At 74.2% G+C, this 16,345-nt stretch carries 12 protein-coding genes; 6 read left to right on the forward strand and 6 right to left on the reverse strand.

Features of this window, described 5'->3' with window-relative positions; all coding sequences use genetic code 11:
- The first annotated feature begins 51 nt into the window (after positions 1-51).
- Positions 52-1,062, forward strand: a complete 1,011-nt coding sequence (gene argF / locus ACZ6BG_RS31925; RefSeq protein WP_469007730.1) for an ornithine carbamoyltransferase — start codon at positions 52-54, stop codon at positions 1,060-1,062.
- 19 nt (positions 1,063-1,081) lie between these two features.
- Here the strand turns inward: argF and ACZ6BG_RS31930 are convergent, their stop codons facing one another.
- Positions 1,082-1,510, reverse strand: coding sequence for an ATP-binding protein (locus ACZ6BG_RS31930; protein ID WP_469007731.1), 429 nt, complete (start codon positions 1,508-1,510; stop codon positions 1,082-1,084).
- 435 nt (positions 1,511-1,945) lie between these two features.
- Between ACZ6BG_RS31930 and ACZ6BG_RS31935 the strand changes: the two genes are divergently transcribed.
- Positions 1,946-2,773 carry an enoyl-CoA hydratase family protein gene (locus tag ACZ6BG_RS31935; RefSeq protein ID WP_469007732.1) on the forward strand — a complete coding sequence of 276 codons (828 nt, stop codon included), beginning with the start codon at positions 1,946-1,948 and terminating at the stop codon, positions 2,771-2,773.
- Positions 2,770-5,265 carry a bifunctional salicylyl-CoA 5-hydroxylase/oxidoreductase gene (locus tag ACZ6BG_RS31940; protein WP_469008172.1) on the forward strand — a complete coding sequence of 832 codons (2,496 nt, stop codon included), beginning with the start codon at positions 2,770-2,772 and terminating at the stop codon, positions 5,263-5,265. Before ACZ6BG_RS31935 ends, ACZ6BG_RS31940 begins: the two co-directional genes overlap by 4 nt.
- Before the next feature lie 233 nt (positions 5,266-5,498).
- On the opposite strand, the gene ACZ6BG_RS31945 is transcribed toward ACZ6BG_RS31940, so the two are convergent.
- On the reverse strand, positions 5,499-6,317 hold the full coding sequence (locus ACZ6BG_RS31945) for a PaaX family transcriptional regulator (RefSeq protein WP_469007733.1): 819 nt from the start codon (positions 6,315-6,317) through the stop codon (positions 5,499-5,501).
- Between the two features lie 9 nt (positions 6,318-6,326).
- Positions 6,327-8,018, reverse strand: coding sequence for an AMP-binding protein (locus ACZ6BG_RS31950; protein WP_469007734.1), 1,692 nt, complete (start codon positions 8,016-8,018; stop codon positions 6,327-6,329).
- Positions 8,019-8,144: 126 nt separating this feature from the next.
- On the opposite strand from ACZ6BG_RS31950, the gene ACZ6BG_RS31955 reads away from it, so the two are divergent.
- Together ACZ6BG_RS31955 and ACZ6BG_RS31960 are read left to right on the forward strand one after the other, a co-directional pair.
- A complete protein-coding gene (locus tag ACZ6BG_RS31955; RefSeq protein ID WP_469007735.1) occupies positions 8,145-9,371 on the forward strand; it encodes an acyl-CoA dehydrogenase family protein in 1,227 nt (408 codons plus the stop codon).
- On the forward strand, positions 9,368-9,766 hold the full coding sequence (locus tag ACZ6BG_RS31960) for a RidA family protein (RefSeq protein ID WP_469007736.1): 399 nt from the start codon (positions 9,368-9,370) through the stop codon (positions 9,764-9,766). The genes ACZ6BG_RS31955 and ACZ6BG_RS31960 overlap by 4 nt, the downstream gene beginning before the upstream one ends.
- A gap of 100 nt (positions 9,767-9,866) precedes the next feature.
- Here the strand turns inward: ACZ6BG_RS31960 and ACZ6BG_RS31965 are convergent, their stop codons facing one another.
- The 3 genes from ACZ6BG_RS31965 to ACZ6BG_RS31975 form a co-directional block, all read right to left on the reverse strand.
- Positions 9,867-11,327 (reverse strand): hypothetical protein, encoded by a 1,461-nt coding sequence (locus tag ACZ6BG_RS31965; protein ID WP_469007737.1) that lies wholly within the window; start codon positions 11,325-11,327, stop codon positions 9,867-9,869.
- Positions 11,328-11,395: 68 nt separating this feature from the next.
- Positions 11,396-12,925 carry a UDP-N-acetylglucosamine 1-carboxyvinyltransferase gene (locus tag ACZ6BG_RS31970; RefSeq protein WP_469007738.1) on the reverse strand — a complete coding sequence of 510 codons (1,530 nt, stop codon included), beginning with the start codon at positions 12,923-12,925 and terminating at the stop codon, positions 11,396-11,398.
- A 226-nt stretch (positions 12,926-13,151) separates the two neighbouring features.
- Positions 13,152-15,080 (reverse strand): amidohydrolase, encoded by a 1,929-nt coding sequence (locus ACZ6BG_RS31975; RefSeq protein ID WP_469007739.1) that lies wholly within the window; start codon positions 15,078-15,080, stop codon positions 13,152-13,154.
- 156 nt (positions 15,081-15,236) lie between these two features.
- Between ACZ6BG_RS31975 and ACZ6BG_RS31980 the strand changes: the two genes are divergently transcribed.
- Positions 15,237-16,289 carry a LacI family DNA-binding transcriptional regulator gene (locus ACZ6BG_RS31980; RefSeq protein WP_469007740.1) on the forward strand — a complete coding sequence of 351 codons (1,053 nt, stop codon included), beginning with the start codon at positions 15,237-15,239 and terminating at the stop codon, positions 16,287-16,289.
- The last annotated feature ends 56 nt before the right edge of the window (positions 16,290-16,345 follow it).

Genomic DNA, 16,345 nt, shown 5'->3' on the forward strand with positions numbered 1-16,345 from the left:
TTTCAAAGGTTCCCTGCCCGCCTCGACGCACGCGTACCTCAGGAGCGCCCCATGGCGACGACAGCCACGACCGACCTCACCGGCCGCCACTTCCTCAAGGAGCTGGACTTCACCGCCGCCGAGTTCCGCGGCCTGCTCGCCCTGGCCGCGGAGCTGAAGGCCGCCAAGCGGGCGGGCACCGAGACCCGGCGCCTGACCGGCAGGAACATCGCGCTGATCTTCGAGAAGGCGTCCACGAGGACCCGCTGCTCCTTCGAGGTGGCCGCCGCCGACCAGGGCGCCGCCACGACGTACATCGACCCCTCCGGGGCGCACATCGGCAAGAAGGAGTCCGTCAAGGACACCGCCCGTGTCCTCGGCCGGATGTTCGACGCCATCCAGTTCCGCGGCGACGCCCAGGAGACCGTCGAGACCCTCGCCGCACACGCGGGCGTGCCCGTCTACAACGGCCTGACCGACGCCTGGCACCCCACGCAGATGCTCGCCGACGTCCTGACGATGACCGAGCACTGCGCCAAGCCGCTGGACCGGATCACCCTCGCCTACCTCGGCGACGCCCGCCTGAACATGGGCAACTCCTACCTGGTCACCGGCGCCCTGCTCGGCATGGACGTCCGGATCGTGGCGCCCCGGGCGTACTGGCCCGCGGCGGACGTCGTCGCCCGCGCGCGGGAGCTCGCCGCGTCCACCGGCGCGCGGATCGCGCTCACCGAGGACGTCGCCGAGGGCGTCGCGGGCGCCGACTTCGTCGCCACCGACGTATGGGTGTCGATGGGGGAGCCCGCCGAGGTCTGGGACGAGCGCATCACCGCCCTCGGTCCGTACGCGGTCACGATGGACGTCCTGCGCGCCACCGGCAACGCCGACGTGAAGTTCCTGCACTGCCTGCCCGCCTTCCACGACCTGGCCACGCAGGTCGGGCGCGAGGTGGCCGAGCGGCACGGGCGTGACTCGCTGGAGGTCACGGACGAGGTCTTCGAGTCGGCGCACTCGGTCGTCTTCGACGAGGCGGAGAACCGCATGCACACGATCAAGGCGGTCCTGGTGGCGACGCTCGCCTGAGGCGGCCGGTAGCCAGGACCTAGTGGTCGGCCGGTGCCCGCAGCGTGAACCACACGGCCTTGCCGGACTCCGTGGGCCGGTGGCCGCAGGACGAGCTGAGGGTGCGGATGAGGAGCAGGCCGCGGCCGTGCTCCTGCCAGGGGTCGGGCTCGTCGTCCGACGACGGGTCGGTGAGGTCGCCCGGCGGGATCGGGCTTGAGTCGCGCACCTCGACCTGGCAGCTGGTCGGCAGCAGCTCGATGACCAGCTCTATCGGGTCGTGCCCCGGGGCGTGCTCCACGGCGTTGGCGACCAGCTCGGCGGTCAGCAGCTCCGCGGTGTCGGTGTCCGCGGTGGAGCCGATGTCGACCAGGGCCGTGCGGACCAGGGCGCGCGCGATCGGCACGGCTGCCGTGGTGTGCGGCAGTCCGATGCGCCAGGAGGCGGCGGGGGCGTGCGGTTCGGGCAAGGCGGGTCCGTTCGGCGAGCAGGTGGTCCCGAGCAGGGGGGCCTGTGCGGTCCTGCTGTCAACCGTACGAATCCTAAGCCGAGTGGCGGCAGGGGCGACCGTCGGCCGGTTTGCGGCCCGATGCCAGGACATTGCGGGACTTACGCCTCTGCGGTCGGGGTCGAACGCCCCTGAGGCTGCCGTCGGCCGCCCCCGGAGCCGAGGCGCACCGCCCCCGGAGCCGAGGCGCACCGCCCCCGGAGGCCGGGGCGGGCGACCCCGAAGCGCTCCCGACGCACGCGCCCCCATCCCCTCGTATCGCGTACTCGTGACGACAGTCAGGGACGAGTGATAACTTCGAGAGGGAGCGAGACCGCGCCCCGGCGCGTCCGACCCCGCCCCGGCCAAGGCCCGCGCACCGGCCCCCGCCGCCCCCGACCGAGGAGGCCGCACCTCATGAGTCCCTTCACCGGTTCCACCGCCCGCACCCCCGAGTGGGAGCATCTGCGCCTCACCGTCGACGACGGCGTCGCCACCGTCACGCTCGCCCGCCCCGAGAAGCTCAACGCCCTCACCTTCGGCGCCTACGCCGACCTGCGCGACCTGCTCGCCGAGCTGTCCCGGGAGCGGTCCGTGCGGGCCCTCGTCCTCGGCGGCGAGGGCCGCGGCTTCTGCTCCGGCGGCGACGTGGACGAGATCATCGGCGCGACGCTCGCCATGGACACCGCGCAGCTCCTCGACTTCAACCGCATGACGGGCCAGGTCGTGCGGGCCCTGCGCGAATGCCCGTTCCCGGTGGTCGCCGCGGTGCACGGGGTGGCCGCGGGCGCGGGCGCGGTGCTCGCGCTCGCCGCGGACTTCCGGGTCGCCGACCCGTCGGCGCGGTTCGCGTTCCTGTTCACCAAGGTGGGGCTCTCCGGCGGCGACATGGGCGCGGCGTACCTGCTGCCGCGCGTCGTCGGCCTCGGCCACGCCACGCGCCTGCTGATGCTGGGGGAGCCGGTGCGCGCCCCCGAGGCCGAGCGCATCGGCCTCATCAGCGAACTGACGGACGAGGGCAAGGCCGCGGAGGCCGCCGCGGCCCTCGCCCGCCGCCTGGCCGAGGGCCCCGCCCTCGCGTACGCCCAGACGAAGGCCCTGCTCACCGCGGAGCTGGACATGCCCCTCGCGGCCGCCGTCGAGATGGACGCGGCGACCCAGGCCCTGCTGATGAACGGCGAGGACTACGCCGAGTTCCACGCGGCCTTCACGGAGAAGCGGGCGCCGAAGTGGCAGGGCCGATGACGGCGCCGGGCTCGGGGGAAGCGCCCGTCCGGCGGTTGAGGACGAGCGCGCGGCGCGATCAGCGGAGGCCCGTCCCGCCCGAGGGGCAACCCCCGGCCCCGGAACAGGGGACACCCCCGGCCCCGGAAGAGCCGCCGAGGCCCGCCGGGGAGCCCGCGCCCGCCACCGCGCCGGTGGCCGCCCCCGTACCCGCGGCCGGTGAGGCCCACCGGATCGCCGTCATCGGCGGCGGTCCCGGCGGGCTCTACGCCGCCGCCCTCCTCAAGCGGCTCGACCCCGACCGCGAGGTCACCGTCTGGGAACGCAACGCCCCCGACGACACCTTCGGTTTCGGCGTGGTCCTCTCCGACGAGACGCTCGGCGGCATCGAGCACGCCGACCCGGTCGTCTACGCGGCGCTGCAGGAGGAGTTCGTCCGCTGGGACGACATCGACATCGTGCGCGGCGACACCCGCCACACCTCCGGCGGCCACGGCTTCGCCGCGCTCGGGCGGCGCGCGCTGCTCGCGATCCTGCACGAGCGCTGCCGCGACCTCGGCGTGGACCTCCGCTTTCGTACGGAAGCCCCGCCCGCCGCCGAACTCGCCACCGCGTACGACCTGGTGATCGCCGCGGACGGCGTGCACAGTCTCACCCGTGAGGCACACCCCGAGGCCTTCCGACCCACCCTCACCAGCCACCGCTGCCGCTACATCTGGCTCGCCGCCGACTTCGCCTTCGACGCGTTCCGCTTCGAGATCGCCGAGACCGAGCACGGCGTGATGCAGCTCCACGGCTACCCCTACGAGGCCGCGACGGCCACGAGCCCCGGCGCGTCCACCGTCATCGTCGAGATGCGCGAAGAGGTGTGGGAGGCCGCCGGGTTCGCCGACCTCGACGCCGCCGCGTCCGTCGAACGCTGCGCCAAGCTCTTCGCGGACGCGCTCGGCGGCCGCCCCCTGCGCTCCAACAACTCCTCCTGGCTCACCTTCCGCACCGTCGTCAACGCCCACTGGTCGCACGGCAACACCGTCCTGCTCGGCGACGCCGCCCACACCGCGCACTTCTCCATCGGCTCCGGCACCAAGCTCGCCGTCGAGGACGCCCTCGCCCTCGCCGCGAACCTCCAGGAGCAGCCCGACATCCCCGCCGCCCTCGCCGCGTACGAGACCGAGCGCCGCCCCGTCGTCGAGTCCACGCAGCGCGCCGCCCGCGCCAGCCTGCAGTGGTTCGAGGAACTGCCGACGTATCTCGGCCAGCCGCCGCGGCAGTTCGCGTTCAACCTGCTCACCCGCAGCCGCCGCGTCACGCACGACAACCTGCGGCTGCGCGACGCCCGCTTCACGGAGGCCGTCGAGCGGGACTTCGGCTGCCCGCCCGGCACGCCGCCCATGTTCACGCCGTTCCGCCTGCGCGACCTGGAGCTCCGCAACCGCGTCGTCGTGTCCCCCATGGACATGTACTCCGCCGAAGACGGCGTGCCCGGCGACTTCCACCTCGTCCACCTCGGCGCGCGGGCGCTCGGCGGGGCGGGCCTCGTCATGACCGAGATGGTGTGCGTGAGCGAGCGGGGCCGCATCACGCCGGGCTGCGCCGGGCTCTACACCGACGAACAGGCCGCAGCCTGGGCCCGGATCGTCGGCTTCGCCCACACCCAGGCGCCCGGCACCGCGCTCGGCGTCCAGCTCGGGCACTCCGGCCGCAAGGGCTCCACGAAGCTGATGTGGGACGGCATCGACGAGCCCCTGCCGACCGGCAACTGGCCGCTCGTCGCTCCCTCCCCCCTCCCGTACACCCCCGCGAACCAGACCCCGCGCGCCCTGTCCGCAGCCGAACTGCCCGCCATCCGCGAGGAGTTCGTCGCCGCCGCCCGGCGCGCCGCCACCGCGGGCTTCGACCTCCTCGAACTCCACTGCGCCCACGGCTACCTGCTCTCCAGCTTCCTCTCCCCCCTCACCAACCACCGCACCGACGCCTACGGCGGCTCCCTCGAAGCCCGGCTCCGCTTCCCCCTCGAAGTCTTCGACGCCGTCCGCGACGTGTGGCCCGCCGACCGGCCCATGACCGTCCGCATCTCCGCCACCGACTGGGCCGACGGCGGCAACACCGCCGACGACGCCGTCGTCGTCGCCCGCGCCTTCGCCGCCCACGGCGCCGACGCCATCGATGTCTCCACCGGCCAGGTCGTCTCCGACGAACGCCCCGCCTACGGCCGCTCCTACCAGACACCCTTCGCCGACCGCATCCGCAACGAAACCGGCATCCCCGTCGTCGCCGTCGGCGCCATCTCCTCCTGGGCCGACGTCAACTCCCTCCTCCTCGCGGGCCGCACCGACCTCTGCGCCCTGGCCCGCCCCCACCTCTACGACCCCCACTGGACCCTGCACGCCGCCGCCGAACAGAACTACTCCGGCCCCGGCGCCCCCTGGCCCGCCCCCTACCGCGCGGGCAGCCGCCGCCCCCAGACGGGCCGCACGGACGCCCCGAAGCCGCGGTTGTCGCTGGGGGGTTGAGGGCGGGGCCTTGCCGGGGGCTCCCCAACCCCACCCCTTCCCGAACCCGGGGGCTGCCGCCCCCGGACCCCCGCTGATCGGCGCTTCGCGCCTCGTCCTCAATCGCCGGACGGGCTGGATATGGCTGCTGTTGTATTTCAGCCCCTCCGGCGTTTGAGGAGCGGGGTCTGGGGCGGAGCCCCAGGATCGGGAAGGGGCGGGGTTGGGGAGCCCCCGGCAAGGCACCCCGCCCCTCAGCCCACCCCCGCCACAAACCCCCGCCCCGCCTCCCTGAGGCGTTCGTCCAGGGCCCGGAAGACCTCCGCCGAGCGCGTCCCGGGCCAGTCGGCCGGCAGGAGGTGCGGGGGGAGGCCGGGGTCGGCGTAGGGGAGGTGGCGCCAGGAGTCGAGGGCGAGGAGGTGGTCGCGGTAGGCCTGTTCGGGGGGCGTGTCCGCGCGGGACTGCCAGGCGCGCAGGACGGGTTCGTGACGGTCGAGGAACGCCTCGTGCTGCTTGGCGAGGGCCGTCAGATCCCACCAGCGCCCCACGGCCTCCACGGTCGGCGTGAAGCCGAGGTGCTCCCCGCGGAACAGGTCGACGTACGGGGCGAGGTGGAGGCGTTCGAGGGTGTGCCGGGTCTCCTCGTGGAGGTGGGCGGGGGCGATCCACACACCGGGCGCGGCGCTGCCGAAGCCGAGCCCCGCGAGCCGTGAGCGCAGCACGTGCCGCTTGTTGCGCTCGGCCTCGGGGACGGAGAACACGGCGAGCACCCAGCCCCCGTGGTCCGCGCGCCGCTCGGCCCACGGCCAGTAGATGCGGCGGTCCCCGTCCTCCAGGAGCTGACGCGCGTCGGGAGAGAGCGCGTACCCCGCGCCCCCGGCGTCCGTGCGCGCGGCCACCAGCAGCCCGCGCCGCTTCAGGCGGGACACGGAGGAGCGCACGGACGGCGCGTCCACGCCCACGGGCGCGAGGAGCCGGACCAGTTCGGCCACGGCCACGGGGCCGGGCGCGGCCCGGCCGTGCGCCCCGTAGAACGTGACGATCAGGGACCTGGGAGTGTGCTGCTCGGACACGTGATCACTCTAGGCCCCGGGCGCGGGCCCGGGCTCGCGGAGCCGGAAGCGCTGGAGCTTTCCGGTCGCCGTGCGCGGCAGGGCCTCCAGGAACACCAGCTCCCGCGGGCACTTGTACGGCACCAGCTCCGCCTTCACGAACTCCCGCAGCCGCTCCGCGTCCGCCACCGCCCCCGCGCGCAGCACCACGTACGCCACGACCACCTGCCCGCGCCGCTCGTCGGGACGGCCCACGACCGCGGTCTCCACCACGTCCGGGTGGCGCAGCAGCGCCTCCTCGACCTCCGGGCCCGCGATGTTGAACCCGGCCGAAATGATCATGTCGTCCGCGCGCGCGACGTACCGGAAGTAGCCGTCGCTGTCCCGGATGTAGGTGTCGCCGGTGACGTTCCAGCCATGGCGTACGTACTCCCGCTGCCGGGGGTCGGCCAGATAGCGGCAGCCGACCGGGCCGCGCACCGCGAGGAGCCCCGGTTCGCCGTCCGGCACGGGCACGCCCGCCTCGTCGACCACGCGCGCGTGCCACCCGGGCACGGGCAGGCCTGTGGTGCCGGGGCGGATCGCCTCGTCTGCGGCGGAGATGAAGATGTGCAGGAGTTCCGTCGCGCCTATGCCGTTGATGATGCGCAGGCCCGTGCGTTCGTACCAGGCCTGCCAGGTCGCGGCCGGCAGGTTCTCGCCCGCGGACACGCAGCGGCGCAGGGAGGCGAGGGGGGCGGGAGGGGCGGGAGGGGCAGGGAGGGTGGGGGAGGTGGTGCTCCCCGGGGGTGGCTCCGGTCCGTCCGATGAGGGCGCGGGCAGTTCGTCCAGCATCGCCCGGTACGCCGTCGGCGCCGTGAACAGCACGCTCACCCCGTGTTCCGCGATCGCGGGCAGGAGTTGGCGCGGGCCCGCCTGTTCGAGGAGCAGGGACGAGGCGCCGACGCGCAGCGGGAAGACGACCAGGCCGCCGAGGCCGAAGGTGAAGCCCAGCGGAGGGCTGCCCGCGAACACGTCGTCGGGGCGGGCCTTGAGGACGTGGCGCGCGAAGGTGTCCGCGATGGCGAGCACGTCCCGGTGGAAGTGCATACAGCCCTTGGGGCGCCCCGTGGTGCCCGAGGTGAAGGCGATCAGGGCCACGTCGTCGGCGGCGGTGTCCACGGCGTCGTACGCGGCCTGGGGGCGGGCCGCCGCGCGGGCGACGAGGTCGTCGGGGCCCTCGCCGCCGTACGTCGTCACGGTGAGGCCCGGCACCCCGGCCTTCGTCAGGTCGTCGACCGCGCGGACGTCGCACAGCGCGTGCGTGACCCGCGCGATCTCGCAGATCGTGGCCAGCTCCTGGGTGCGCTGCTGGGCGAGGACGGTCACCGCGACCCCGCCCGCCTTCATCACCGCGAGCCAGCACGCGGCGAGCCACGGCGTGGTGGCGCCGCGCAGCAGCACGCGGTTGCCTGGGACCACGCCGAGCTCGTCGGTGAGGACGTGCGCGATCCGGTCGACCTGCTCCTGGAGCCGTCCGTACGTCCAGACGGCGCCGTCGGCCGTGCGGAACGCGGGACGGTCCGTGCCGTGTCGCTCGGCCGAGCGGTCGAGCAGTTCCGTGCCGCAGTTGAGGCGGTCCGGATAGTGCAGCTCGGGCCGGTCGCGGACCAGCGCGGGCCACTGCTCGCGGGGCGGGAGGTGGTCCCGCGCGAAAGTGTCGACGTGGCCGGATGTCTCCATGGTGCCTCGCCCCTTTGCCGGTCGGGCGTAGTGGTGCGCCAGCCAGACGAGCGTATCGTGATGGTGACGACAGTCAACGGTGCGCGATAAACGCGATGGAGCGGCGCGCGAGGGGAGAGGACCGGGATGACCGTATTCTCGCTCAATCCGGAAGAGATCGCCCGGTGCGAACGGCTGCGGGAGCTGACCGCCGAGCGGCTGCTCCCCCTCGCCGACAAGGGGGAGCCGGGCCGGGTGAACCGCCCCCTGGTCCAGGAGCTGGGCGAACTGGGGCTCCTGGACGCCCTGTTCGACTCCGGCGCGCTCGACCTGTGCCTGCTGCGCGAGTCCCTCGCCCGCGGCTGCACGGAGGCCGAGACCGCCCTCGCCCTGCAGGGCCTCGGCGCCCACCCCGTGCACGCCCACGGCTCCCCGGCGCAGCGCGAGCGCTGGCTGCCGCCCGTGCGCGCGGGCCGTGCCGTCGCCGCCTTCGCCCTCTCCGAGCCCGGCGCGGGCTCCGACGCGGCCGCCCTCGCCCTGGCCGCCGAACCCGACGGCTCCGGCGCCTGGCGCCTGACCGGCGAGAAGTCCTGGATCTCGAACGCGCCCGAGGCCGACTTCTACACCGTCTTCGCCCGGACGACCCCGGACGCGGGCGCCCGCGGCGTCACCGCCTTCCTCGTCCCCGCCGACCGCGCGGGCCTGACCGGCACCCCCCTCGCGATGCTCTCGCCGCACCCCATCGGCACGCTCTCCTTCGACGGCGTCCGCGTCGGCGCCGACGACGCCCTCGGAGAGCGCGACCGCGGCTTCCGCGTCGCCATGACCACCCTCAACCGCTTCCGCCCCAGTGTCGGCGCCTTCGCCGTCGGCATGGCCCAGGCCGCCCTGGACGCGACGCTCGCGCACACCGCGGCGCGGGACGCGTTCGGCGGCAAGCTGAAGGACCTGCAGGCGGTGTCCCACCAGGTGGCCGAGATGGCGACGCGCACGGAGGCGGCGCGCCTTCTCGTGTACGCGGCCGCGGCGGCGTACGACCGCGACGAGCCGGACATCGCGGGGCGCGCGGCGATGGCGAAGCTGTTCGCCACGGAGACCGCCCAGTTCGTCGTCGACACCGCCGTCCAACTGCACGGCGCCCGCGCCCTACGCCACGGCCACCTTCTGGAGCACCTGTACCGGGAGGTGCGGGCCCCGCGCATCTACGAGGGCGCCAGCGAGGTCCAACGGGCCGTCATCGCCAAGGAGTTGTACGGGCTGGAGGCGGCGGGCCCGGGGCGCGCCGCTCCGGCGGAGACGGCAGCGGTAGCGTCTGCGGGCGCGGCAACGGCAACCTCGGCGCACGCGACCACGAAGGAGCGCGACCCCGCATGAGCCTCGACCGACTCAACCCCGCCGACCTCTCCCCGCCCACCGGCTTCTCGCACGCCGTCGTCGCCACCGGCGGCCGCCTCGTCTTCCTCGCCGGGCAGACCGCCCTCGACACCGACGGCAAGCCCGTCGGCGGGAGCCTGCCCGAGCAGTTCGAGCTCGCCCTCGCCAACCTCCTGGCCGCCCTGCGCGCGGCGGGCGGCACCCCGGCCGACCTCGCCCGCGTCACGGTGTACGCCACCGACGTCGCCGACTACCGCGCCCACGCCCCCGAACTCGGCCGGATCTGGAAGAAGTTGGCAGGCCGTGACTACCCCGCGATGGCGGTGATCGGCGCGGTGCGGCTGTGGGACGAGGAGTGCCTGGTGGAGCTGGACGGGATCGCGGTGCTCGACTGATGCCGCGGGCCGAACTCGGCGTGGGCCCCGTCGCGTACGAGGACAGTGGCGGGAACGGCGTGCCCGTCGTCCTTGTGCACGGGCCCGCCCAGGCCCGCCCTCACCCCCGCCGCGCGAACCTCCGCGACGAGAACGCCGCGGCGTCCTTCGCGCTCACGCCCTCCGTGACCCACCAGTGCGTCGGCGTCGCGCCGTAGGTGTCGTACAGCTTCGTCGATGTCCAGGAGAGGACGACCTCGTCCTTGCCGTCGCCGTCGAAGTCGGCGGCGGTGTGCACCTGCTTCGAGCCGTTGGTGGCGGGGACGCGGGTGCCGTCGACGCGGGCGGGTGGCTTGCGGGTCAGTTGTCCGACGCGACGGTCGCCGTCGATGAGGACCGGGGTCCGGGGATCGCCGCGCAGGAGCGCGTCGCGGCCGTCGCCGTCGGGGTCGACGGCCGTGTACGTGCCCTGGCGGGCGCCCTCGGGCGGCAGGTAGGTGCGTACGGCGCCGTCGCCGCCTGGATAGACGGCGTAGCTGCCGTGGACGTCGGCCGACTCCTTCGAGGCGCCGGGTTCGTCGTTGCGGCCGCCGTCGTCGCCGACGGCGAGGTCACGGGTGCCGTCGCCGTCGAAGTCGCCGAACGCGTGACCGTTCCCCTTGCGCACGGTACGGCTGGTGGCGGCGAGGCCGCCGCCGGGGCGGGCGGCGAAGTACTCGCCCGCGGACTGCTCGCCGTCGTTGCCGTAGTGCACGAACACGGCGGTGCTGCGCGGCTTGCCCGTGGCGGGCAGCTCGTCCGCGTGAAGAGTGCCGTACGACGTCGGGCCCGACCGGGCCAGGGGCCGCCGCTCCGTGCGCGCCGCCGTGCCCGCGCGCGTGAACGGGCCGAACAGCAGCACCACGGCCGTGCCGTCCGCCCTCAGCCCCGCCAGGTCGTGGCGCCCGTCGCCGTCGAAGTCGCCGCGCACCGTCTCCTCGTAGCCCTCCGCCGCGTCCTGCGCGGGCAGCCGGAGCCGGGTCGCCGTCGCGGTGCGCCGGGGTCCGTTCGGGCCGCCCCACGTCACGTACTCGACCCGGCGCTGCGCCGATCCGGTGGGGCCGCGCTCGTCTTCGGGGATCTCCTCGCCGCCGGTGCTGAGGAAGTCAGGGAAGCCGTCGTCGTCCAGGTCGGCGGTCGTCTCCGGGAGCACCGCTCCGGTCGCCGGGGGCTCGACGGCGGGCAGCCCGAGCTCGCGCGACGAGTACACGCTGCGGATCGTCGGGTCGGGACCGTGCCCGGTGCCGAAGACCACGGCGACGTGGGACGCCGCGCCGCCGCGGCTTCTCGGGTCGGGCCCCGACACCTGCATGAGCAGGTCGCGGTGACCGTCGCCGTTGATGTCGTCCGGGTCGCCGGAGCCCCGGCCGGGCGCGGGCGCGCGGCTCTCGGTCGGTACGACGTCCGGGGCGCGCGAAGCGGACGCGTCCCGGCCGGACTTGCCGGACCCGTCGCCACCGGAGCCACCGGATCCGCCGCACCCCACGAGCAGGGCGAGCGCGGCACAGACGGCGAACGGGCGGGTCACGGCGGCAGAAGGCATGGGGCACACCTTCACACCGGGACCCGCCCGGACTCCAGCGCTGACCGGCAACTACCGGCCCGGACGCCTCAGATGTCCCGGAACGTCTCGATCTGCGCGCCGACCGAGTTCAGCCGCTCCGCCAGGTCCTCGTACCCGCGGTTGATCACGTACACATTGCGGAGCACCGACGTGCCCTCGGCCGCCATCATCGCGAGCAGCACCACCACGGCGGGCCGCAGCGCGGGCGGGCACATCATCTCGGCGGCGCGCCAGCGCGTCGGGCCCTCGACGAGCACCCGGTGCGGGTCGAGGAGCTGGAGGCGGCCGCCGAGGCGGTTGAGGTCCGTGAGGTAGATCGCGCGGTTGTCGTAGACCCAGTCGTGGATGAGGGTCTTGCCCTGGGCCGCCGCCGCGATGGCCGCGAAGAAGGGGACGTTGTCGATGTTGAGCCCGGGGAAGGGCATCGGGTGGATCTTGTCGATGGGCGCCTCCAGCTTGGAGGGGCGCACGGTGAGGTCGATGAGGCGGGTGCGGCCGTTGTCCGCCGCGTACTCCGGCGACCGGTCGTGGTCGAGGCCCATCTCCTCCAGGACCGCGAGCTCGATCTCCAGGAACTCGATCGGCACCCGCTTGACGGTCAGTTCGGACTCGGTGACGACGGCGGCGGCCAGCAGGCTCATCGCCTCGACAGGGTCCTCGGACGGCGAGTAGTCCACGTCGACGTCGATGGTGGGGACGCCGTGCACGGTCAGCGTCGTCGTGCCGATGCCCTCGACCTTGACGCCGAGCGCCTCCAGGAAGAAGCACAGGTCCTGGACCATGTAGTTGGAGGAGGCGTTGCGGATGACCGTCGTGCCGTCGCTGCGGGCGGCGGCGAGCAGCGCGTTCTCCGTCACCGTGTCGCCGCGCTCGGTCAGGACGATCGGGCGGTCGGGCGTGACGTCGCGGGCGACCTCCGCGTGGTAGAGACCCTCGGTCGCGGCGATGTCCAGGCCGAAGCGGCGCAGCGCGATCATGTGTGGCTCGATCGTGCGGGTGCCCAGGTCGCAGCCGCCCGCGTAGGGCAGCTTGAAGTGGTCCATGCGGTGCAGCAGCGGACCCAGGAACATGATGATCGAGCGGGTGCGGCGGGCGGCCTCCGCGTCGATGGCGTCCATGTCGAGCCGCGCGGGCGGCACGATCTCCAGGTCGACGCCGTCGTTGATCCAACGGGTGCGCACGCCGATGGAGTTGAGGACTTCGAGGAGGCGGTAGACCTCCTCGATGCGGGCGACGCGGCGCAGCACCGTGCGGCCCTTGTTGAGCAGCGACGCGCACAGCAGGGCGACACAGGCGTTCTTGCTCGTCTTGACGTCGATGGAGCCCGAGAGGCGACGGCCGCCGACGACCCGCAGATGCATCGGACCGGCGTAGCCGAGCGAGACGATCTCGCTGTCGAGCGCCTCGCCGATACGGGCGATCATCTCAAGGCTGATGTTCTGGTTGCCGCGCTCGATGCGGTTGACGGCGCTCTGACTGGTGTTGAGCGCCTCGGCCAACTGCGCCTGAGTCCAGCCACGGTGCTGCCGGGCGTCACGAATGAGCTTGCCGATGCGTACGAGGTAGTCGTCTGCCATGGGTGCAGGCTATCTCAGATATGAGATGGCGTACGCGTTGGGGTGGGCCATTGGTGGAGTGACCGGTTCCGAGCGGGGCGCACGGCCCCGCTCGCGCCCGCGGGAGCCGCCCGGCGCCCGGGAGTTGAGTCGGGCCGCACCAGCGGCCCGACCCGTCACCCGCCGCGACCGGCGACCGCCCGGCCGAAACCGTCGGCCGTCACCCGCAACCGCAGGTCACCCGCGCTCAGCCGCAGCCGCACGACACCCGGGGCCGGCCCGCCGCCCGCGTCACCCGGGCGGCGGCCGCGCGCCCCGACCGCGACTCGCCGTCGTGCACCACTGTGCCTCCGCTCAGCGTGAGACGCACCTCGGCGCCGCTGATCTCGGCCACCGGACACCGCGTCACATCACGGTCGAGCAGCGCCAGATCCGCCTGCTTGCCGCACTCGACGGTCCCGGTGAGATGCGCCATGCGGAGCTGCCGCGCGCTGCCGAGGGTGTGCGTGAGCAGTGACGACGTACGGCTGATGCCTTCCTTGGCGCGGTAGAGGTCGCCCTCTCCTTCGGCGTCCGTGCCGCGTCGGTCGACGGCGGTGCGGACCTGGTTCCACACCTGGAGCGGGTCGACCGGCCAGTCGGAGCCACCCGAGAGCCGCGCGCCGTGCGACTGCAGGCTGCGCGCCGGGTACAGCCAGCGGTGCCGCGCCGCGCCGAGGTGGGGGAGCAGCGCGTCCACCGTCCAGGCGTTCCGTGTCGCCCATTGCAGCTGCATACAGGCGACGACGCCGAGTTCGGCGAACCGGGGCAGATCGGCCGGGTCGACGAGCTGGAGGTGCGCGATGGTGTTGCGGACGTCACGGCGGCCGGTGCGGCGCAGGGCGTGGGCGTAGCCGTCGAGGGCGGTGCGCACGGCCCGGTCGCCGATGGCGTGCGCGTGCAGCTGCCAGCCCTCGGTGTTGAAGGCGGCGGTGAGCCGTCCGAAGTCCGGGGCCGACACATACAGGTCACCCCGGTGGTCGGTGGGCTTGCCGTCTTTGTCCAGATATGGCTTGAGGAGTGCGGCGGTCTGCGCCGGATACTCGATGACGCCGTCGAGGAACACCTTGACCGTCCCGAACCGGAGCCCGCGCACACCGTCGAAGTCGGCGCGCAGCTTCTTCGCGTACGCGACCGAGGCGCGCGGGTCCTTGGCCTGCTCGGAGGTGAGCCGGAGCGCGGGCACGATCCGCTGGGGCAGCTTGCCCGCGGCGGCGAGCGCCCGGTACAGGGCCAGCTCGTCCTCGCCCGTCACCGCCTCCATGAACGTGGTGATCCCCGACGCCGCCGCCTCGGCGAACACCTTCGCGGCCGCGGCCACGAGCGCGGCCTCGTCGGGCTCGGGGATGTGCCGGGACACCAGGAGCTGCGCGTCGTCCTTGAGCACGCCCGTCGGCTTGCCGTCGGCCCCCTTCACGATCTTCCCGCCGACGGGGTCCGGCGTATCGGCGGTGACCTTCGCGATGTCCAGCGCGCGCTGATTGACCCACATGTTGTGGCCGTCGGCGCCGCGCAGGGCCAGGGGGCGGCGGGTGGGCAGGGCGTCGAGCATGGAGTGGTGCGGGGCGGTGCCGCGCGGAAGGAGCCCCACGGGGTTCCAGTCCTCCACGACGAGCCATCCGTCGGGCTCGCCGCCCGCGCCCTCGTCCGAGGTCTCCTTCAGGAACCCGGTGAGGGTCTTCCGCAACTCCTCCACGGTCTGCTCGGCTCCGTCGAGCGAGGGCCGGAGCGAGCGCGCGGCCGCGTCCGTCGGATGGGCGTGCCCGTCGTGGATCCCGCTGAGCAGGCTGCCGCCGCGCCCGTCGACGACCTGGGTGTCCCGCCCGGCGAACCGCCGCACCTCCGCGTCCGGCCCGACGGCGAGGATCCGCCCGTCCCGCCCGACGGCGACCGCCCGCGCGGGCCCGGAGCCGCGCACGCCGGTGAACACGCGGGCGTTGTGCACGACGAGCGCGGCGCCGCGGCGGGGCCCGCGCGCGGGCGAGGCGACGGCGGGGGCGCCGGTCGCGCCGACGAGCCCGGCGGCGCCGACGGCACCGGCGGCGGCGAGCAGGCTCCGTCGCGCGACGGACGAGGACGGCGCCTTCGGCGCGGGCGGTGCGGACGGCTCGGCGGACTCGGCGGACTCGGCAGGCATGGCCACTCCAAGGCGATACGTCGACTGGGCAGTGACCGCACGCTCCGTGAGTAACCCGTTAACCAGAACCCACCCCGCACAACGAAATCCGCACGCGCGCCGCCGCGAAGCCCGTGCGCCTCCTCCAGCCCCGGGCGCTCTCCGTACGATGGCCGCGTGCCGGACAGCGGACCGACTCTCGCCGACATCGCGCGCGCCGCCGAGGTGTCGACCGCGACCGTCTCGCACGCGCTCAACGGAACGGGCCGTCTGTCCGAGGCGACCCGGCGTCGGGTCCGCGCGACCGCGACCGCCCTCGGCTACGGCGCCCCGCGCACGGGCCCGCGCACCCGCACCCTCGGCATCGCCGTCACCACGTTCCCCGGCCCCTGGAACTACGCCGAGATCGCCTACTTCGCACGTGCCGTCACCGCGGCCACCGCCGCCGCGCACGCGCACGGCTACGCCCTCACCACGCTGCCCGCCGACCGCCTCGCCGACGCGGCCTGGCACACGCTCGCCGTCGACGGCATGCTCATCGCGGACAGTCCGCCGGGCGACCCGATGGCGCGGGCGCTGCGTGCCCGTGGCATCCCGGTCGTCTTCGACGGTGTCCCCGGCGACGTGCGCGAGGGCGACCACTGGATCGACAACGACCACACTGCCACCACCCGCGAGGTCCTCGACCACCTCACGGACGCGGGTGCCCGCCGCGTCGCCCTGCAGTCGGGCAGCGGCGCCGAGACGTACGCGCGCGTGGTGACGGAGACGTACGAGGAGTGGTGCGCGGAGCGCGGCGTCCCGGCGCGCGCCGTGCGGTTCGACGCGGCCGACACCGAGGGCCGGACCTTCGACGGACTGCTCACCGGACCCGACCGCGCCGACGCCGTGTACGCCGCGTACGACCCGGGCGGCCGCCAGCTCCTCGCGGCCGCGCGCCGCCACGGCCTGCGGATCCCCGAGGACCTGCTGCTCGTGTGCGCCAGCGAGGACCCCGGATACGCGCAGACCGCACCGCCCGTCAGCACGGTGAGCCTGAACCCCGAACTCATGGCCCGCGCGGCCGTGGCCCACCTGGTCGCCCTGATCGAGGGCGCCCACCCACCGACCCCCGGCCCGACCGTGGTCCCGGCGGCGCTGCACGCGCGGGCCTCGTCCCGGGGCATGCCGGACGGCCGCTGTGACAGGACAGCGGGGCGCGCCTCGTCGCCACGGCGGGTGATGTATTAGAGTTATCTCGACATCGAGATATCTGCCGAGGCGCGCCGCAGCCGCACGCCTTCGCC

This window comes from Streptomyces sp. NPDC041205, from assembly GCF_055591765.1.